At 58.3% G+C, this 17,785-nt stretch carries 21 protein-coding genes; 11 read left to right on the forward strand and 10 right to left on the reverse strand.

The window, feature by feature from the left end; translation table 11 throughout:
• Positions 1-56: 56 nt before the first annotated feature.
• The 3 genes from C6Y56_RS18570 to C6Y56_RS18580 form a co-directional block, all read right to left on the reverse strand.
• Complete coding sequence (locus C6Y56_RS18570; protein WP_169431112.1) at positions 57-1,628, reverse strand: sensor domain-containing diguanylate cyclase; 1,572 nt, start codon at positions 1,626-1,628, stop codon at positions 57-59.
• A gap of 186 nt (positions 1,629-1,814) precedes the next feature.
• A complete protein-coding gene (locus tag C6Y56_RS18575; RefSeq protein ID WP_169431113.1) occupies positions 1,815-2,588 on the reverse strand; it encodes an aldolase in 774 nt (257 codons plus the stop codon).
• A 12-nt stretch (positions 2,589-2,600) separates the two neighbouring features.
• Positions 2,601-3,308 carry a haloacid dehalogenase type II gene (locus C6Y56_RS18580; protein WP_169431114.1) on the reverse strand — a complete coding sequence of 236 codons (708 nt, stop codon included), beginning with the start codon at positions 3,306-3,308 and terminating at the stop codon, positions 2,601-2,603.
• A gap of 110 nt (positions 3,309-3,418) precedes the next feature.
• Between C6Y56_RS18580 and C6Y56_RS18585 the strand changes: the two genes are divergently transcribed.
• Positions 3,419-4,276 carry a LysR substrate-binding domain-containing protein gene (locus tag C6Y56_RS18585; RefSeq protein ID WP_169431115.1) on the forward strand — a complete coding sequence of 286 codons (858 nt, stop codon included), beginning with the start codon at positions 3,419-3,421 and terminating at the stop codon, positions 4,274-4,276.
• A gap of 21 nt (positions 4,277-4,297) precedes the next feature.
• Here C6Y56_RS18585 and C6Y56_RS29605 read toward each other — a convergent pair whose 3' ends face one another.
• Entirely contained in the window at positions 4,298-5,092 is a 795-nt protein-coding gene (locus C6Y56_RS29605) for a hypothetical protein (protein ID WP_432760334.1), read from the reverse strand.
• On the reverse strand, positions 5,029-5,694 hold the full coding sequence (locus C6Y56_RS18600; protein WP_169431116.1) for a ribonuclease T2: 666 nt from the start codon (positions 5,692-5,694) through the stop codon (positions 5,029-5,031). Before C6Y56_RS18600 ends, C6Y56_RS29605 begins: the two co-directional genes overlap by 64 nt.
• Before the next feature lie 165 nt (positions 5,695-5,859).
• Here C6Y56_RS18600 and C6Y56_RS18605 point away from each other — a divergent pair, with 165 nt between their 5' ends.
• The 6 genes from C6Y56_RS18605 to C6Y56_RS18630 all read left to right on the forward strand — a co-directional run bounded on the left by C6Y56_RS18605 (position 5,860) and on the right by C6Y56_RS18630 (position 11,128).
• Positions 5,860-6,342 (forward strand): hypothetical protein, encoded by a 483-nt coding sequence (locus C6Y56_RS18605; RefSeq protein WP_169431117.1) that lies wholly within the window; start codon positions 5,860-5,862, stop codon positions 6,340-6,342.
• Positions 6,343-6,437: 95 nt separating this feature from the next.
• The gene (locus C6Y56_RS18610; RefSeq protein ID WP_169431118.1) at positions 6,438-8,141 is read left to right on the forward strand and encodes a copper resistance system multicopper oxidase; all 1,704 of its coding nucleotides are present in this window, start codon (positions 6,438-6,440) and stop codon (positions 8,139-8,141) included.
• Positions 8,142-8,152: 11 nt separating this feature from the next.
• The gene (locus tag C6Y56_RS18615; RefSeq protein WP_169431119.1) at positions 8,153-9,010 is read left to right on the forward strand and encodes a copper resistance protein B; all 858 of its coding nucleotides are present in this window, start codon (positions 8,153-8,155) and stop codon (positions 9,008-9,010) included.
• Between the two features lie 31 nt (positions 9,011-9,041).
• Positions 9,042-9,416, forward strand: a complete 375-nt coding sequence (gene copC, locus C6Y56_RS18620; protein ID WP_169431120.1) for a copper homeostasis periplasmic binding protein CopC — start codon at positions 9,042-9,044, stop codon at positions 9,414-9,416.
• 3 nt (positions 9,417-9,419) lie between these two features.
• Complete coding sequence (copD, locus tag C6Y56_RS18625) at positions 9,420-10,283, forward strand: copper homeostasis membrane protein CopD (RefSeq protein WP_169431121.1); 864 nt, start codon at positions 9,420-9,422, stop codon at positions 10,281-10,283.
• Positions 10,284-10,342: 59 nt separating this feature from the next.
• The gene (locus tag C6Y56_RS18630; protein WP_169431122.1) at positions 10,343-11,128 is read left to right on the forward strand and encodes a transporter substrate-binding domain-containing protein; all 786 of its coding nucleotides are present in this window, start codon (positions 10,343-10,345) and stop codon (positions 11,126-11,128) included.
• Positions 11,129-11,176: 48 nt separating this feature from the next.
• Here the strand turns inward: C6Y56_RS18630 and C6Y56_RS18635 are convergent, their stop codons facing one another.
• The 3 genes from C6Y56_RS18635 to C6Y56_RS18645 form a co-directional block, all read right to left on the reverse strand.
• The gene (locus C6Y56_RS18635) at positions 11,177-11,392 is read right to left on the reverse strand and encodes a hypothetical protein (protein ID WP_096822039.1); all 216 of its coding nucleotides are present in this window, start codon (positions 11,390-11,392) and stop codon (positions 11,177-11,179) included.
• Positions 11,393-11,503: 111 nt separating this feature from the next.
• Complete coding sequence (locus C6Y56_RS18640; protein ID WP_169431123.1) at positions 11,504-12,202, reverse strand: hypothetical protein; 699 nt, start codon at positions 12,200-12,202, stop codon at positions 11,504-11,506.
• Positions 12,203-12,310: 108 nt separating this feature from the next.
• A complete protein-coding gene (locus C6Y56_RS18645; RefSeq protein WP_169431124.1) occupies positions 12,311-12,673 on the reverse strand; it encodes a DUF6124 family protein in 363 nt (120 codons plus the stop codon).
• A gap of 624 nt (positions 12,674-13,297) precedes the next feature.
• Here C6Y56_RS18645 and C6Y56_RS18650 point away from each other — a divergent pair.
• From C6Y56_RS18650 to C6Y56_RS18660, 3 genes are all read left to right on the forward strand, one after another.
• The gene (locus tag C6Y56_RS18650) at positions 13,298-14,020 is read left to right on the forward strand and encodes a hypothetical protein (RefSeq protein ID WP_169431125.1); all 723 of its coding nucleotides are present in this window, start codon (positions 13,298-13,300) and stop codon (positions 14,018-14,020) included.
• Positions 14,021-14,591: 571 nt separating this feature from the next.
• Complete coding sequence (locus C6Y56_RS18655; RefSeq protein WP_169431126.1) at positions 14,592-14,999, forward strand: DUF2664 domain-containing protein; 408 nt, start codon at positions 14,592-14,594, stop codon at positions 14,997-14,999.
• Positions 15,000-15,009: 10 nt separating this feature from the next.
• On the forward strand, positions 15,010-15,519 hold the full coding sequence (locus C6Y56_RS18660; protein ID WP_169431127.1) for a GNAT family N-acetyltransferase: 510 nt from the start codon (positions 15,010-15,012) through the stop codon (positions 15,517-15,519).
• A 110-nt stretch (positions 15,520-15,629) separates the two neighbouring features.
• Here C6Y56_RS18660 and C6Y56_RS18665 read toward each other — a convergent pair whose 3' ends face one another.
• Entirely contained in the window at positions 15,630-16,208 is a 579-nt protein-coding gene (locus tag C6Y56_RS18665) for a hypothetical protein (protein ID WP_169431128.1), read from the reverse strand.
• A 171-nt stretch (positions 16,209-16,379) separates the two neighbouring features.
• Positions 16,380-17,081, reverse strand: coding sequence for a hypothetical protein (locus tag C6Y56_RS18670; RefSeq protein ID WP_249314318.1), 702 nt, complete (start codon positions 17,079-17,081; stop codon positions 16,380-16,382).
• Positions 17,082-17,474: 393 nt separating this feature from the next.
• Between C6Y56_RS18670 and C6Y56_RS18675 the strand changes: the two genes are divergently transcribed.
• Complete coding sequence (locus tag C6Y56_RS18675) at positions 17,475-17,693, forward strand: hypothetical protein (protein ID WP_169431129.1); 219 nt, start codon at positions 17,475-17,477, stop codon at positions 17,691-17,693.
• Positions 17,694-17,785: the final 92 nt, after the last annotated feature.

The following is a 17,785-nucleotide window of genomic DNA, read 5'->3' on the forward strand; positions in this document are numbered from 1 at the left end:
GACAAGAGCAGGTCATGGTGAAGGCCATGGCCTGTGTCTGAACCGATTCGGTTTAATCAGCGATCCGAACGCATCAATTCGCCAACGCCAACGTCCATGGACAACACCGCCGCGCGGTTGCGACCGGAGTTCTTGGCCTGATACAGCGCCGCATCCGCCCGTTGAATGAACAGTTCCGGGCTGTCGTTGCCAGTCGGAATAAACGCATAGCAGCCCAGGCTCACCGTGAGATACCCGGTGGGCGAGCCGCTGTGGGTGATGTGTTTGTCCATGACGCTGCGGCGGATCTGCCCGGCAATTGTCAGCGCGCCGTTGATGTCGGTGTCCGGCAGCAACACCGCGAACTCTTCACCGCCATAGCGCACCGCCAGATCGGACTGGCGCTGGCAGCAGTTCTTCACCACCTGCGCGACCTGCGTCAGGCAATGGTCGCCAGCCACATGGCCGTAGGCATCGTTGTAGCGTTTGAAGAAATCGATATCGAGCATGATCAGGCTGACCGGGCTCGACTGCCGCGCCCCCCGGGCAAATTCCACCTCCAGCGAGCGCTCGAACAGACGCCGGTTGGCCAGCCCGGTCAGGCTGTCGTGGGTAGCGATCTCCTCCAGCGCCTGCTGGGCCTTGCGCAGGTTTTTCTCGATCCGTTCGCCGTCGCGCACCTGACGGATGAACACCCAACCAAACAACCCCACGCCCAGCACCACCAGCGCCACGATGACGCTGGACTGGAACGCCCGGTCATGCCAGCCCTGCAAAATCGTGTCCCGGGACGAAGAGGAGGACACCACCAGCGGATAACTTTCCAGCTGCCGGTAACCGTAAAGCCGCGTCACACCGTCAACCACCGAATCGATCATCGCGGTGCCGGCGGGGGCATTGGGCAACAGCTTCTGATAGATCTCGCCCTTGGCCATCGAGGTGCCGATCAAAGCCTCATCGAATGGCCGACGGGCGAGCAACGTGCCGTCAGTCAGGCCGAGGAACATCGTGCCGTTGTCATCCAGGCTGAAGCTTTTGAAGAACTTGTCGAAGTACGACATCTTGATCCCGGCCAGCAATACGCCCTGGAAATGGCCGGCGTGGTCGTTCACCCGTTTCGAGATCGGGATAATCCACTCGCCGTTCTCGCGGCTGCGGATCGCCGGCCCGATGTGTGCCACGATCGAGACGTTCTGCTGGTGAAACCTGAAGTACTCGCGATCGGCCACGCCATTGCCGCGCGGCAGATCCGGGAACGAAGTAATCACCCACTGCCCTTCGCGATCGAACAGAAACATGCCGTCCAACTGTTCCAGCTGCTGCACCCGGCGCGCGAAAGTCCTCTGCAGGCGCGGTCTCTGCGCTGCGCCATAGCCGTCTTCCTGAATCCAGTCGACCAGACTGGTCATCACCAGATCCGCCGCCAGAAAGGTGTCCTCGGCCTGCTGCGCCATCGCCCGGGTCAGGTTGGCCGAGGCCACTTGAGCATTCGCCAGATCCTGGCGCCGCGACTGCTCGATCTGCAGATACAGCAAGCCGGACAGGCACAGACACACGGCAACGATGAACAGTACCGCCGCCTTGCGCAGGGGCAAACGCTTGAGGGTGCCGCCGGGGGCTTGGTTCGGATCGTGAATGGGGATAGGCAAAAGCGTGTCCTGGGCAGGTACGACAGGGGCAAAAGCCCGAAACCCTTGTTTTTGTGAGCGTAGCCCACCGGGTTGTACGGGGCAACCAAGTGCCTTCGAGACATCCCGACCCAGTTACTATCGGCGCGCAGGGCAATTGGATGACCTGCGACGCAAATTATTTTTGCCTGTCCGTTTTTGCCCGCATCAGCCCTGACGGGCCAAACGCCGCATCGCACTGCGCAGATGCGCCCGCGCACTTTGCGGATCGCCTTCGCGCATCTGCGCGTACGCCCGTTGCGCAACCGCATGCGGCACCGGTTCCAGCACCCGTTGCGTGGCCATCGCCAATAGTTGCACCTGCGCGGCGCGCTCCAGGTAATACAGATCGTCCCAGGCTTCGGCGATGGTCGGCGCCGCGACAATCACCCCGTGATTTTTCAGGAACAGAATGTCGGCATCACCCATCACCCCGGCAATCCGGTCGCCTTCGCGCTCGTCCAGCGCCAACCCGTTGTAGTGCTCGTCCACCGCCGTGCGCCCGTAGAACTTCAGCGCGGTCTGACTCAGCCACAACAGCGGCGGCCCCTCCAACAGGCACAACGCCGTCGCGTTCGGCATGTGAGTGTGGAACGCAACCTTCACCCTTGGCAGTCGCTGGTGCAGGCGTGCATGGATATAGAACGCCGTTGCCTCTGGCTGGCCCTCGCCGTCCACCACGTTCCCTTCGAAGTCGCAGACCAGCAGGTTGTGCGCCGTCACTTCGGAAAACGCATAACCGTAGGGATTGACCAGAAACAGGTCATCGTGCCCCGGCAACATCGCCGAAAAATGATTGCAGATCCCCTCCTCCAGCCCGTGCAGCGCCGCCAGTTGAAAGCACGCTGCCAGTTCGTGGCGGGCGGTGGTAATGGCTTCGCTGTCGAGGTTCAACGAGCCGGAACGCGCAGGTCGGGCGCAGCCAGTCAGGGTGTGGGCCATGGCGAAACTCCTTTATTCCCAGCCAAGGGACGCGAACATCGGCAGCACTTCGTCCAGCGTGTTGAGGATCGCGTCGGGCCGATAGTCCGGCAGTAACTGACGACCGGTCCTGCGGTCGATCCATACGCAGCGAAAATGCAGGTCGCGGGCCGCCGTGTGGTCGAGCATCGGGCTGGCGCAGATGTGCACCACCTGATCACGGCTGACGCCCAATTGCTCATGAGCGTAGTCGAACAGCCTCGGCGCCGGTTTGTAGGCGCCGGCCTGTTGCGCGGTGATCACCCGGTCGATATGGCCACCGAGTTGAGCGACGTTGCCGGCGATGATGTCGTCATCGGTGTTGGAGACGATGCACAGCTTGAAGCCCTTGGCCTTGAGCTGCCCGAGGGTCTCGACGACTTCGGCAAACGGCGGCATCTGCGGGATCGCGGCGGCCAGGCGCTTGCTGTCTTGGCTGGCACTCGCCAGCCCCAGTTCCTCCAGGGCCAGTTGCAGGCCGAGGGTGCTCAGCTCGCGAAACGAGCGGTGCGGCGGCGTCTGTTCCAGGCGATGTTCGTGGCGGTCATAGACCTCGATCAGGCGCCCGGCATCGACCCGGTGTTCGCCCTTCTCGCTCAGGATCTGCTCGGCCACGGCGCGCAGGCCTTCGTCCCATTGAATCAAGGTGCCGTAGCAATCGAAGGTCAGCCATTGCGGGCGTGGTGTATTGATCAACGTCATGGGGGCATTCCTCTGCAAGTGAGGGCTTCAGCTTATGAACTCGGGGTGATAGTGTGAAATTAAATAAATAGCCAACCCTCAGTTGCCAAACAAATATCGAGACCGCTGCCATGCTGGATCTGGAACTGCTGAAAACCTTCGTCTGCGTGGTCGATGAAGGCAGCTTCACCCGCGCCGCCGAACGCGTCCACCGCACCCAATCCACGGTCAGCCAACAAGTGCGCAAACTTGAGGACCTGGTCGGCCACGCCTTGCTGTTGCGCGACCGCACCGGGCTGAACGTCAGCGTCACCGAGCACGGCGAACTGCTGATCCACTACGCCCGCCGCCTGCTGGCCTTGTCCGCCGAGGCCAGCGAAGCCCTTGCCAGCGATCTGGATCTGGAAATCCTGCGCATCGGCATGCCGGAAGACTTCGACGCCCGACGCATGGCGCTGATCCTCGCCGGCTTCACCCGCAGCCACCCGCAAGCGCGGCTGGAAACCGTCAGCGGCATGAGCCTCGATCTGAGGCAACGCCTCGACAGCGGCGAAATCGACATCGCCCTGATCAAACGCGAACCCGACAGCGGCCCCGCCTGGGCGACCTGGCCGGAGCGACTGGTGTGGGTCAAGGGTGCTGAGTTCGATTCTTCCAATGGTGTATTGCCGCTGGCGCTGTTTCCCCAAGGCTGCCTGTACCGACAACGAGCGATTCGCCTGCTCGACGTGGCGCAACGCCCATGGCGTGTAGCCTTCGGCAGCCACAGTCTGACCGGCATTCAAGCGGCGGTCGCCTCAGGGCTTGGGGTTTCGGTGCTGCCGGCATCAGCGGTATTGCCGGAGCATCAGGTGTGCACAGACTTGCCGCCGCTTCCACCGACAGAGCTGGCGCTGGTCAGCCGCGAGGGGGTGTTGAGTGGGTTGCAGCGAGGGTTGGTGGAGTTTCTGAGGGGGGAACTGGGGGTGGATGCGGGGGGATTGGCTTGATCCCCCCGATGGGCGCTGAGCTCAGGGCTTGTTGACTTCGCGCAACAGGTCTGCGACCGGGAGGTTCATGGTGTTTGAGTAGTAGGGTTTGTAGCCCCAGGCGGTAATGACGACTTTGCAGGGGACCTGGAGCTTTCCGGACAACAGGCCATTCAATTCCTGAGTTGAAAGAAATTCCTGAGTTGAACCGTTATTCACGGTCTGCCTTAAAGTTGCACTGGTCACGTAGTTGTATTTCCCGCCGGCTTTGTTGGCCTCATCTACATCAATCAGCCCGTACGCCGAATACCTGAATCGGTTAGTGATAGAGAAGTCCTGATCGTCACCCAGCGCACACTCCAACATTGTCGAAGCGGCGCCTTCCCTCATTCCTCTCCCAAACAGATCCAAAAGGTTTACATCAGAGGCGTAGTAAATTTCGTAATACAGGCTGCTGGGTTTTCTCTCTATCGTCAGAAAATTGAGATTTGCAGGCTGGACCGTATGGTTTTTAGCGCAGGCTGAACACAAGATGGTCAATAGAAGAAGCAATAAGGTTTTCTTACCGCTGGTGCCATGCCCCGGCAACGGGCAAGCCGTCGGGTCGGTCACTCGGGCAGCGGGTTTTCCGCTCATGAAAAGCTCCTTGCGGTGTCGCGTCATCATCCATTGGCGCGCAAGCATGAACAAAGTCGCGGCGTTGTTCAAACCCGCATGCAAAAAAACAGGCGCCTGAAAAGGCGCCTGTTTTCTAGGGACGGTATCCGCTCCGGTCAACGCGATGGCGGTACTCGAATATCCCCCGCCCGGCACTGGGTTTTCACGCCCTTGCCGCATGCACCGAATTGCAGGTCCTTGCCCATGCACACCCGTACTTCCGAGAGTTCCGGGCCGTTGCAGATGACGGCGATGCCGTCTGACGGGATGCCCGGATTGCTCCTGCGGAACAGGTCGGCAATTTCCTGTGCTTCGAAGTAATACGAGCTGCTGAACGGTTGCAGCTCTTGCGGGATGTTCACCGCGGCCACGGCTTTGTCCGCTTCGTCCAGATAGCCCATCGCGCCGAGGCCGCTGCAGGTGCCGTGCTTGCTCCATTCGTGATCGAGGAGTTTTTTGGTCGGGAACAGCGTCAGGCCTTTGGCCGTTTCGGCGGCCGACAGGTTGGTCAAGGGCGGGCAGGATTGCGGCCAGCCGCCCTTGGTGTATTGCGGCCACAGGCCATGCAGGACAAAACCGTAACCCTTGCCGGTGCACTGAGGGTCGCCCTTGTGGGTCAGGCAAAACGTTGGCGACCAGGACAGTGTCAGCAGGTAGTAATCGAACACTCCCGCCACCGATTCCGTCGGTGCCTTGTTGGCGTGTGGCTGGCGCGCCGAACTCAGGCCGATGCTACCGACCGTCAGCGCAATCAGCGCCATAATTGTAAAAAGCTTTTTCATGTTCCCGTTCCTTGGGACGCGTGCGTCCGTGGTTTCTGTGGTCCGACCATCACTTGGCCAGACGCTGATTGAGTCATGCCCGTGTTGCAAGCACATGACGCAGGGCAAAACCTGCATTACTTTGAAAGGACTACGATGACAGTGAAATCACCACAGGGAACCGACATGAGTAAAGCAGACGAACTCGCCGCGAAACTCAAACAGACACGGCACACCCATGCTGACGAAATCACCTGCGCCGAACTGGAAATCGATTGCTGGCCGGCTCAGGTCTACGCCTTGTATCACCGAATCGAAGGCTGGTTGCAACCGGTCACCGAGGTCGGCCTGAAGATTCGGCGCAATCCTACCCATGTTTGCGAAAGTTCGCCGGATGGCGAGACCCACGACTACGCCATCGACCAGTTGATCATCGAAGCCAACCACCACAGTCTTACGTTCGATCCCATCGCCCGTTTCACCGAAGACGGCGCCGGGCGTGTGCAGATCAACCTGCCGGGCCGGGAAGCGTCGCTGCTGCGTACGGTCGACGAACACGGCGAAAGCCATTGGTGGTTGCAGACCCTTGAGACCGGGCAACAGCTGGATGCCATTGCGCTGACGGAAAACAACTTGTTGTCGGTGGTCCAGGAAGGATTAGGTTTGTAGGTCGAACCTGACACAACTGTAATCCGCGCCTCAGCCAGCTGAAAGCTGCCGCTGGTTAGCCTCCCCGTCATTGGTCAAACGGGGACTTCCAGCGCATGCCTTCCACCACCTCAAGACGCACCTTCGTCAAAGGCCTCGCCGCCGGCAGTCTGCTCGGCGGCCTCGGCCTGTGGCGCACGCCGGTCTGGGCCTTGAACAGCCCCGGCCAGGTGAACGAGTTAAGCGGCAAAGACTTCGAGCTGTTCATCGGCGAAACTCCAGTCAACTTCACCGGCCGGCCCCGCACCGCCATGACCATCAACGGCAGCCTGCCCGGCCCGCTGCTGCGCTGGCGCGAGGGCGATACGGTGACGCTGCGGGTGCGCAACCGGCTCAAGGACAGCACGTCGATCCACTGGCACGGCATTCTGCTGCCGGCCAACATGGACGGCGTGCCCGGCCTGAGTTTCAAGGGCATCGAGCCGGGTGGCGTGTACGTTTACCAGTTCAAGGTTCGCCAGCACGGCACCTACTGGTATCACAGCCATTCCGGGTTGCAGGAACAGGCCGGCGTCTACGGACCGCTGGTGATCGACGCCCGGGAGCCGGAGCCGTTCCAGTACGACCGCGAACATGTGGTGATGCTCAGCGACTGGTCCGACGAAGACCCGGCCAGCCTGATGAAGACCCTGAAAAAACAGTCCGACTACTACAACTTCCACAAGCGCACCGTCGGCGATTTCATCCATGACGTCGGCGAAAAAGGCTGGGGCGCCACCGTTGCCGATCGCACGATGTGGGCGCAGATGAAGATGAATCCCACCGACATCGCCGATGTCAGCGGCGCCACGTACACCTTCCTGATGAACGGCCACGCACCCGATTCCAATTGGACGGGGCTGTTCCGGCCCGGCGAAAAGCTGCGGCTGCGGCTGATCAACGGCTCGGCCATGACCTACTTCGACGTGCGCATCCCGGGATTGAAAATGACCGTGGTCGCCGCCGATGGCCTGCACGTCAAACCGGTGACCGTCGATGAACTGCGCATCGCCGTGGCGGAAACCTATGACGTGATCGTGGAGCCCGCCGCCGATGCCTACACCCTGTTCGCCCAGGCCATGGACCGCACCGGTTACGCCCGAGGCACCCTCGCCGCCCGCGCCGGTTTGTCGGCCCCGGTGCCGGCGCTGGACCCGCGCCCGCTGGTGACCATGGACGACATGGGCATGGGTGGAATGAATCATGGTTCGATGGACATGAGTGGCATGGATCACTCCAGCATGAACATGGGCCCGATGCAGTCGCACCCCGACAGCGAAAAGGACAATCCATTGGTGGACATGCAAGCCATGACCACCGCGCCGAAACTCGACGACCCCGGCCTCGGCCTGCGCAACAACGGGCGCCGCGTGCTGACCTACGCCGACCTGCGCAGCACTTTCGAAGACCCAGACGGCCGCGACCCGGGCCGCACCGTCGAACTGCACCTGACCGGCCACATGGAGAAATTCGCCTGGTCGTTCAACGGCATCAAGTTCTCCGACGCCGAGCCGCTGCGCTTGAAGTACGGCGAGCGGATCCGCCTGGTGCTGGTCAACGACACAATGATGACCCACCCCATCCACCTGCACGGTATGTGGAGCGATCTGGAAGACGAAAACGGCAATTTCCAGGTACGCAAACACACTATCGACATGCCGCCCGGCACACGCCGCACTTACCGCGTTACCGCCGATGCGCTCGGCCGTTGGGCCTATCACTGCCATCTCCTGTACCACATGGAAATGGGCATGTTCCGCGAAGTGCGGGTGGAAGAATGAGGACGCCGACCATGACTCGATTTGCCGTGTTTTCGTTGTCACTTCTGTCGATGTCTTCGGCGTTCGCCGCCAGCGATATGCAGGGCATGGACCACAGCCAGATGGGCGATATGCAAAGCATGGACGACGGCATGATGCAGCCCGCCGCGCCGACCAAAAGCCGCACGCCGATCCCGGTTCTGACCGACGCCGACCGTGCCGCCGTGTTCACCAGCCACGGTGGCCACCAGGTGCACGACAGCGCGATCAACACTTACTTGCTCGCCGACAAACTCGAATGGCAGAACGCCGACGACGCCAGCACGCTGGCCTGGGATTTGTCCGGCTGGATCGGCGGTGACACCGATCGCCTGTGGCTGCGCTCCGAGGGCGAACGCAGCAACGGCAAGACCGAAGACGCGGAAATCCAGGCGCTGTGGGGCCACGCGATTTCGCCGTGGTGGGACGTGGTCAGCGGCGTGCGTCAGGACTTCAAGCCCGGCGCCCCGCAAACCTGGGCCGCGTTCGGTTTGCAGGGCATGGCGCTGTACAACTTCGAAGCCGAAGCCACGGCGTTCCTCGGCGAAAACGGCCAGAGCGCGGTGCGGCTGGAGGGCGACTACGACATCCTGCTGACCAACCGCCTGATCCTGCAGCCGACCGCCGAACTCAACGTCTACGGCAAAAACGATCCGCAACGCGGGATCGGCTCGGGCCTCGCGAACACCGAAGCCGGATTGCGCCTGCGCTATGAAATCCGCCGTGAATTTGCGCCGTACATCGGCGTGACCTGGAACCGCACCTACGGCAACACCGCCGATTACGCACGGGAAGAAGGCGCGGATCGCAGCGAAGCGCGACTCGTCCTCGGCGTGCGGATGTGGTTCTGAATCCCTTCAAAAAACAACACAGAGGTCTTGCATGCGCACATTGAAATTCACCCTTGTTCTCGCCGGCGGTCTGCTCTTGAGCACCCTGGCCCAGGCTCATCCGAAACTGCTGTCGTCGACCCCGGCCGAAGGTGCCGACGGTGCGGCGCCCGGCAAGATCGAACTGCGTTTTTCGGAGGATCTGCTGACCCAGTTCTCCGGCGCCAAACTGGTGATGACCGAAATGCCCGGCATGGCTCACTCGCCGATGCCGATGAAGGCCAGGGTCAGCGCCGGCAGCGACCCGAAAACCATGCTCGTCACCCCGCTCGCACCTCTGCCGGCCGGCACCTACAAGGTCGAATGGCGCGCGGTGTCGTCGGACACGCACCCGATCACCGGCAACGTCACGTTCAAAGTGAAGTGATCGATGACCGACCTGATCAACATCCTGCTGCGGATGGCGTTGTACGTGGATTTGCTGCTGTTGTTCGGGGTGGCGTTGTTTGGGTTGTACAACACTGACGCGACGCTGCGGTTTCGGCCGATGTTGCGCGGGACGGCGTTGATCGGGGCATTGCTGTCAGTGGCGGGACTGGTGCTGATGACCCGCACCATGAGTGGCGAAACGGAATTCGCCGCGCTGTGGCCGCATCTGCAAATGATGCTGTTTGAAACCGATGTCGGGACGGCATGGGCGGTGCGGATGGTTGCGCTGAGCATCGTGATGCTCTGGCCGGGGTTGTGGCTGGCGTCGACCGCCGGTGCTCTCGCCCTCGCCTCTCTGGCCTGGAGCGGGCACGGCGCGATGGATGGCGCCTGGCACCTGCTCAGCGACATCCTGCACCTGCTCGCGGCGGGTGCATGGATGGGCGCGATGTTGGCGCTGATCTTGATGTCGCGGCTCGATGCGCTGTTCTGCGAAGCGCGTATTCGTTCGCTGGCCGGTGCCGTCAAACGTTTCGAAGGCGTGGGCGCGGCGATCGTGATCGTCCTCTCGGTGACCGGCGTGCTGAACTACCTGTTCATCGTCGGCCCGACACTGGACGAGGTCTTGCTCCGCAGCTACGGGATGCTGCTGGCGATCAAGGTTGTGCTGTTCGCCGGCATGCTGGTTTTAGCGGCGTTGAACCGCTTTCACCTCGGCCCGCTGCTGGAGCAATCGTTGCGCGACGGTCAACACCCAGTGGCGGCCAATGCTCTGCGGCGCAGTGTTGCAGTGGAGTTGGGCATCGCGCTGTTGATCGTGGTGCTGGTGGCGTGGCTGGGCACACTCGGGCCGGACGCGGGATGACACCCGGCAAACCCTTTCACTACACTGGCCCCCACTCCCACTGCACAAGCCCGATCTCCATGACAATTCAAAAAAGCACGATGATCTTTTGCAGCCTGCTGGCCATGGCGAGCGCTGCTCAGGCACAAGAGCCGGTTTCGCACCTGGACACCATCCAGCAACAAGGCCAGTTGCGCGTCTGCACCACCGGCGACTACAAACCCTACACCTTCAAGCGCACGGACGGCGGGTTCGAAGGCATCGACATCGCCATGGCCCAATCCCTGGCCGACAGCCTCGGCGTCAAGATCGAGTGGGTGCAGACCACCTGGAAAACCCTGATGCCGGACATGCAGGCCGGCAAGTGCGACATCGGCATGGGCGGGATCTCGGTGACGCTGGAACGGCAGAAAAAGGCCTACTTCAGCAACACCCTCGACGTCGACGGCAAGATCCCGCTGGTGCGCTGCGCCGACCAGTCCAAATACCAGACCATCGAGCAGATCAACCAGCCGAACGTGCGCCTGGTCGAACCCGCCGGCGGCACCAACGAAGCCTTCGTCCACGCCTTCCTGCCCAAGGCGCAACTGGCCTTGCATGACAACGTGACGATCTTCGAACAACTGCTCGACAACAAGGCCGACGTGATGATCACCGACGCCTCCGAAGCGCGGTATCAGCAGAAACAGAAACCCGGTTTGTGCGCGGTCAACCCGGAGCAGTTCATGCAGTACGGGGAAAAGGCCTACTTGCTGCCGCGTGATGACATGAGCTGGAAGCTGTATGTCGATCAGTGGCTGCACCTGAGCAAGGTGACCGGGAAATATCAGAAGGTCATTGGCGAGTGGCTGGCAGGACCGCAGTAAAACGCTTCAAGACGAAAAAAGGGCGCCCCGATGGGCGCCCTTTTCTATTCAATCGTCATGCAACATGCCAGAGCTGTACTGGTTGAGACTGGCACCAATACCGGTGCCGCCGAACTTCAGCGTATTGGCGCTGGCGCGCCCTTCCGGCGACTGGCAATCGGAAGAAAAACAACTGGTGGTGGTCAACCCACCGGAGCCCGAACAGGCACTCAATACCGAGACAGCCGCAGCGATCAACAGCACTTTGACGACATTGGCACGCATGGTCGGGCTCCCCTTGGATGAAACGATCTTATCGCTGCATCCTAGGCGCCCCCGCGTGCCGACAACATGAAACTTTCGCCATCGACAGCGCGGGTTCAGGAAGAACGGTGATTACTCGTTCAGATCCTTGACCAGATAGGTCCCCACAATCTGCGAAACACCGGTCAACGCTTCACGGACCAGCTCCGGTTCGGTGCGATAACGCAGCGGCTCGTAGCCATAGGTGTTGGCACCGTTGAACGCGGTAATCGGCTCATTGCGCTGCCAGATTAACTCTTCGCCGCGCTTCAACGAACCGTTCACCACAATCGTCGGGTACACCACGCTGCTGAAACCCTGCGTCAGCGCAAAACCCCAATTGACCACGGTCAACTTGATCTCCGCATCGGCCGGCTCATTCTCGGCAACCACCTTGAAACGACCGGTCGCCGCCAGTTGATCCTCGAAACCCTTCTTCACCAACTTGCCCAGATCGATATCGGCCGTCGCCATGTTGTACTGAATCGCCTCGACCGTGGACATCGACGCCAGATCTCCAGCCTTCAACCCCGCCGCAAACCCGGCCCCACTGAGCGCCGCCGTCCCGAGCTTCCCGGCATGGGACGCCATGCCAACACCCGCGCCGACACCGGCACCCAACGCCGCACCCCAGGCCTGCTCTCGGCCCATGTAGGTCATTTCCTTGTTACTCCAGGTCACCGGGAGAATCTTCACCGTGTGGATCTGCGTGCGGTATTCGGGTTTGAACTTCTGATTGGCACAGCCTGCGAGCAACAGGACGGCGAACATCACGACAACTAGTTTTTTCATAAACGACTCAAAACGCGGAATGGAATGCGTAAGTTGTCGTCCATGTTGGGGAAATCTGAAGATACATGGCTCTCCCGTGGCGGCATTCGCCACGGAAGGGGTTTGCACTTACGACTTCGGCTCGACGTGATCCAGCGCCTGATTCACCGCCAGCCCCGCAACCATCACCACCTGCGCGATGCCCAGCGCCGTTTTGCGGTGCGAGGGTTCCAGGATGGCGGCGAAGTTGCTGAGCATTTCACTGGCGGAATCGAGGGACTCGCTGGCGTTGGCCAACAGCGATTCGCTGGTGTAGGCGGGGTTGGCCAGGAACATGGGGTCGTGTTCGGTGTGGCTGCCCATGATGCGTTGTTGCGGGGTGAGGTAATGGTCGAGGGCGCGTTCGGCGGCTTCGTTGAGCTTTTTGGAATCTGGGAATTGATAAGGTGAAACCGGATCGGTTTCGGGTGGGTTGGGTGTTGGTTTGAACATGGATGAATCCTCTAGCGCGATTACCAAAAGGAACCATCACCCTTCGCTACCAAACGTTGGGTGGCGGCCATACGCGGGTTGGTAGACCGGTCGCACTAGAACCCGGCGCCCACGAATGGGCCCCACGCATGACCACCATGAAATCCGAGCCCTGAAAAGGACTGCACACGGTGACGCCATGAATCTAGACACGAAGCGGGCTACCAAACCCGATCACTGGTTTTCAGTGATCCGAGAACGATAAAAGCCCCGGTCTAGACGTACAAGCCGGCGGATTCTGTCTTAGGTGTAGGGGGTGGCGCAAGGATGTGTAGGGTTTGGATTACGAGAGAATGAGTCATTTAAACGAGTGGTTTTTTAGGCTTAAAACAGTCACAGTTTTTTTGGTTTGGAAAACAATGGGGACAGATTTATTTACCACATAGAAGTCAAAAACAAACCAATCCGTCCCTTTTGTCGTACATCCCGTTTGTCGTCCCTTTTGTCCGGACAAAACGCCGTGCTGGAGCTGACCGTTTAAAAAAGGCTTCACGTATGCAATCCGTCTGGACCTTCCCTTCCACCCTCATGTTTTTTCATAGGCCGTCGATACCCTGCTAATTCAGACGTTCAAGGAATGACGACATGCCCCTTTCAATCAATTCTGTATTTATCCGGCCATCAACCGCTCAGTTGAGCCAAACCAGCCAGCCATTGACCACCAAATCCCTCAGTGAAAACTTGCTGAAAACCACGGTCAACATCAATCCGGCTGCAATTTACCATCCAAACAATGACCTCCCCGCGCCGAGCCCGGAAACGGAATCGATCGAGAGCATGATCGCGCGCACCCAGTCGCCGGATTACCCGCAAATTGCCGAAGGGCACAAAAGCGCCCATCAATCGCTGAAACTCTCTTTCGAGGAGTTCCAATCAGCGTTGGCTCACAGCGATCCGGATCTCGCCGACAAGAAATTTGGCTTCACCATCGAAGCGGATGGCAGCCTCAAGGTTCTCGACAGTTCACGCCAGCTCAGCGCTTCCGACATGGATCGGCTGAACGAGCTGTTGAATGCTTCCAGTGAATTGAAATCGGCAGCGAGCAGCTACCGCGACGCCTCCATCGCCCTGGTGGCCGCCGACGCTACGTGGGGTGGTAACTTTACGGGCGGGTATATTCTGAACAAGGACAACTTCGCCAACACAATCGATCTGGGTGCCCTATTCCTTAAAAAAGGGACAACCCCAAACACTGATACCCTGAACGGTTTCTTCTCCTCCCAGTTGTGGAGCAAGGGCGCGCGAATGACGCATGAAACAGTCACCCAGATGCCCGTAGGCGCCAATAAGGTCGACGTGACGGTTTGACTGGCAAGTTCTTGGAACTCACGCTACTTCACAGCGCGGGAAACAATCGAATAATGGGGACAGATTTATTTACCACCTAGAAATCCAAAACAAAAACAAATAAATCTGTCCCCTTTTTTCTCAGTCCCCTTTTTTCTCAAGCCGATAGTCAGGAGATCGGGGCTGTCCGCATTCTTGATCAAAAAGAACCTCAAGAAGCTGGATCCTCTCAGACCTGCGTGGCGTGGTGTTTTAGCATCTGATTCGCAGGTGTACGCGTCCTTGGATGAAATCGCGGTTCGCGGCCGGTATGAGCAAGGGATTCTGAGCCCGAGTTAGGATGGCCGCTTTAGGTGGGGGAACCAGAAAAACCAATAGCTTCAAGGATTTTCTGTGCATATGTGCAGCAATGAAATCTCCCTCATTTGGACGGAAAAATAGCCAGTTCCATGCTTCACAGGCCGACGAGTTGACGGTTTGAGATGTAGGAATCATCACATTAGGAAGCTAGCCTAAGGGAAGCTCCTACGACGGTTGGCTCTTAGATGTCAAGCTGAAATGGGGTAGTATGTGGAATCGAGAGGGGAACAACGTGGATAGAGCAGAGCAACGTAAAAAACATACCCGTATCACATTCGGCAAAAAGGGTGAGATTACCGTTCACAGGGAGGATGGCAGCATCAAAGCTTTCCTGTTGAAAGCGGATGATGTCGTGGAGAGACATGTAACGAAGAGTCTCGCAGGCAGCGTGCTGAGCCAAAAGGTTAGCGTCAGAGCTAAGCCTGTACGTGCTCCCCACCTGTCGGATCTTGAGCGCGATATGGCCGAACTTAAAAAGGTCGTCGCGGCGTTGGCCGTGCGTTCTGTTGTGCATGAAGAAAAGGCAACCGACTTCGACGTTGAGGGTGTAACCGTTCTTGATGCTGAGGCAGCGTACCAGCTGCTTGACACCCCACCGGAGCCTACTGAGGCACTTCTTAATCTGCTTACCTTGCGATAAGAGCTATTAAATGGATTTTATTACTGTCGATTTCGACAAATCGATTGATCGCTCTGTGTTTGATTGTGGGGTACACCCGGCATTGAATCTCTATATTGCCGAACACGCCAGTCAAGATCAAAAACGCAATGTATCTCGAACATTTTTGTACGTCGAAAACGAATCGTTGCTGGGTTATTACACCTTAGCAAATACCTCCGTTGCTCTCAGTGAACTTAGTGAAGAGCACACCAAGAGAATGCCTCGCTACCCTATGCCTGCCGTATTATTGAGTCGCTTGGCGGTGGACAAAGCTGTACGGGGGCAGGGACTTGGTCAGCGCCTGATGTCTGATTTCTTCCGCCGCGTGTATGCGATTTCGAAGCAGTCCGGCGTGGCCTTTATCGTCGTCGACGCCAAAGATGATGACGCTGCTGATTACTACCGGAATAAGCTGGGCTTTATACCCTCGACAAATAATCCGCTTCGTTTGGTGCTTTCCACGGCAACATTGATTCGCGCCCTCAGCTCACAAAGTTAGCCAGCTTGTGTACTTCCCCCCTGCGTTGCCGGAAGCTTGAACCTTTTACCGGACGGATCTGGTTAGCTGGGAAGCTGTTAGCCCGAAGCTACCGCCTGTTCCGCATCTTGTCAGATGGGGACTTCGGCGCTCTTACGCACGTAATGCAGAAATACCTCTTTAGGGTCGTAGTGCTCGATGCGTTCGGGGCGCGGAAATTTGTATTTATTACAGAGCGCGTCTACAAGCTCCAAAGCTTTCAAACCGAGCCTCGATAATGTTTCGCGTCGGTATTCGTAATACTCTGAGTAGTCAGGTGGAGAAGCGAATTCATGCATCGCTGCCAATCCCTCCCTGATTGCTTCGAGGCGGCTTGGGATCGACATTACGTCGTACATAATCGCTGTGGGCAGAACTCGGTAATCGCCATTTGGCGGAAGCGTAAGTTCTGGATTATCGACAGCATTAAAGGTCCTACCAGACTGATCTGTGAATGTGTGGTCGTTCACCGCTGAGTAGCAGTCACCAGCGAGTTTCTCGAAGACATAGACCAGCTGAATACCTAGGTGCTGTGCTTCGAGCTCACTCTTTCTCCAGGCCACGATGTGTTCTTTCCCCCAACTGAGAAGAAAGACCATTAGCTGTCCCGCGATGGCGATGGCACCGCCTAAGGCGACTTTACCAACGTCTGATCCCCAAAAATTATCCATCCCATTCCCCATATTTGAGAGCCATAGCGTACCTAGCGGGTGATCTAGTTTCTCTTTTCCGCGACGCTTTATGGGCAATGGGGACAGATTTATTTTTCGCAAAAAATGATCCAAAAAAATCTGTCCCTTTTCTATTGCTGATGAAGCGCGTTACACGCCAAAGCATCAAACTTAGAAAGATTCCACCGGTTTTTTGGTCTGTTCTACAAGTTTACTCTCGTCAAGCTTCGGGAAAGAAAACTTGATCATAATGATCGATTCCTCACCCTTACCCGTGACAATCAGATCAGCCCCCCTAACGTTCGCAGGGGCGGCTGCCATTAAACCAGAAACGCTAGGTGTCCCTTTGATCGAGGCAGCGCCCTCAATAAACGAGTAAGTCAAATTATCGGCGTTTAGAGCAACACTTTCATAGTTGTTGAGCTTAGCGTAGTACTCATCCTTGCTTTTAGCTTTAGCCGCCAGATCGACGAGATCCAGCATGGACTTGCCGTCAGCCAGTGCGACCAGACCGAACGACTTGGCCAGCGCACCGATGGCACGCCCGAACAGTTCACGCTCATAGGGCGCGAACAGTGAAACCATAATCAGCTTGTCACTGCTGAACACCAAGCCTGCGGTGAATTTCTGATCAATGAAATCCACGTCATCAATACACCGGGCGGGCGCGCCCACCTCTGCCGAGCAATCATAGTAACCGCCAGCCTCGGTGTATTTCGTGATTGGCGTGTCGTAGGCATAGCTCTTGAACAGGTTGTCCGCTGCAACGGCATTTTGCATAGCACCAACGAGACCGGCCAGGCAAAGCACTAACGCATGGATTTTGTTCGACATGGATTCCGTTCCTGCAAGGATGTGGAGATTGATAGCCACATGCTATCAATCCTGCGGCGGATTTGTCTCATTCAATCCAGTGCAAGCTGAGCGAGCTCAGCAGATCCAGAATTCGGACGCTGTGAAACCACTCTGCCATTCCCTCCGCCAAGCCCCTCCTCCCATTCCTGATAAACTCCCCACCTCCCAGCCACACCGATTCCGTACCCCCAATGCCCCCAATCACCGCTACACCCGCCCCACTCTCCCGCCGTTTCTCCGTCGCGCCCATGATGGATTGGATGCAGTAGCCCGCCTCCCCTCCCAACTGATTGGCTAAAGTCTCAAATCATCTGCGCGGTGTAGCAATTTTTAAGCATGCGGTAGCTAAGCCTCTCTGCGGCGGCCGCATGAGCTAGGCTTCGCGAACCCCTCATTTCCAGGATGGATCGTATGCCAAATAACTCAGCTTCTAATATCGCCACTGCTGACGCCCTGACATTGCTCCTGCACAACCAGCACGCACTGGCGGCAGCAATCGAGGAGGTTGCCGTTTGGCTTGCAGCCAGTGGCGCGGCAGTGGTTGCAGATAACGCTGTGATGGCTATGGAGACCTTAGACACAAATGCAAGAGCGATCACAGATGCGATTATGCGGATACGGCAATCCTAATATCGTCTTTGCAGGCAGCAATCGGCCAAAAGCGGCATTCCGTGAGCGGCAGCTTTCAGCCAAAAGCAGCCGCTCGGATGCGTCAATCAATA

The sequence above is a fragment of the Pseudomonas fluorescens genome, from assembly GCF_012974785.1.
GTDB lineage: Bacteria > Pseudomonadota > Gammaproteobacteria > Pseudomonadales > Pseudomonadaceae > Aquipseudomonas > Aquipseudomonas fluorescens_BT.

Coding starts and splice junctions, on each gene's coding strand:
- C6Y56_RS18575 (WP_169431113.1), bottom strand. CDS start 2,588: ATGGCCCACACCCTGACTGGCTGCGCCCGACCTGCGCGTTCCGGCTCG.
- C6Y56_RS18580 (WP_169431114.1), bottom strand. CDS start 3,308: ATGACGTTGATCAATACACCACGCCCGCAATGGCTGACCTTCGATTGC.
- C6Y56_RS18585 (WP_169431115.1), top strand. CDS start 3,419: ATGCTGGATCTGGAACTGCTGAAAACCTTCGTCTGCGTGGTCGATGAA.
- C6Y56_RS29605 (WP_432760334.1), bottom strand. CDS start 5,092: ATGCGGCAAGGGCGTGAAAACCCAGTGCCGGGCGGGGGATATTCGAGT.
- C6Y56_RS18600 (WP_169431116.1), bottom strand. CDS start 5,694: ATGAAAAAGCTTTTTACAATTATGGCGCTGATTGCGCTGACGGTCGGT.
- C6Y56_RS18605 (WP_169431117.1), top strand. CDS start 5,860: ATGAGTAAAGCAGACGAACTCGCCGCGAAACTCAAACAGACACGGCAC.
- C6Y56_RS18610 (WP_169431118.1), top strand. CDS start 6,438: ATGCCTTCCACCACCTCAAGACGCACCTTCGTCAAAGGCCTCGCCGCC.
- C6Y56_RS18615 (WP_169431119.1), top strand. CDS start 8,153: ATGACTCGATTTGCCGTGTTTTCGTTGTCACTTCTGTCGATGTCTTCG.
- copC (WP_169431120.1), top strand. CDS start 9,042: ATGCGCACATTGAAATTCACCCTTGTTCTCGCCGGCGGTCTGCTCTTG.
- copD (WP_169431121.1), top strand. CDS start 9,420: ATGACCGACCTGATCAACATCCTGCTGCGGATGGCGTTGTACGTGGAT.
- C6Y56_RS18630 (WP_169431122.1), top strand. CDS start 10,343: ATGACAATTCAAAAAAGCACGATGATCTTTTGCAGCCTGCTGGCCATG.
- C6Y56_RS18635 (WP_096822039.1), bottom strand. CDS start 11,392: ATGCGTGCCAATGTCGTCAAAGTGCTGTTGATCGCTGCGGCTGTCTCG.
- C6Y56_RS18640 (WP_169431123.1), bottom strand. CDS start 12,202: ATGAAAAAACTAGTTGTCGTGATGTTCGCCGTCCTGTTGCTCGCAGGC.
- C6Y56_RS18645 (WP_169431124.1), bottom strand. CDS start 12,673: ATGTTCAAACCAACACCCAACCCACCCGAAACCGATCCGGTTTCACCT.
- C6Y56_RS18650 (WP_169431125.1), top strand. CDS start 13,298: ATGCCCCTTTCAATCAATTCTGTATTTATCCGGCCATCAACCGCTCAG.
- C6Y56_RS18660 (WP_169431127.1), top strand. CDS start 15,010: ATGGATTTTATTACTGTCGATTTCGACAAATCGATTGATCGCTCTGTG.
- C6Y56_RS18665 (WP_169431128.1), bottom strand. CDS start 16,208: ATGGATAATTTTTGGGGATCAGACGTTGGTAAAGTCGCCTTAGGCGGT.
- C6Y56_RS18675 (WP_169431129.1), top strand. CDS start 17,475: ATGCCAAATAACTCAGCTTCTAATATCGCCACTGCTGACGCCCTGACA.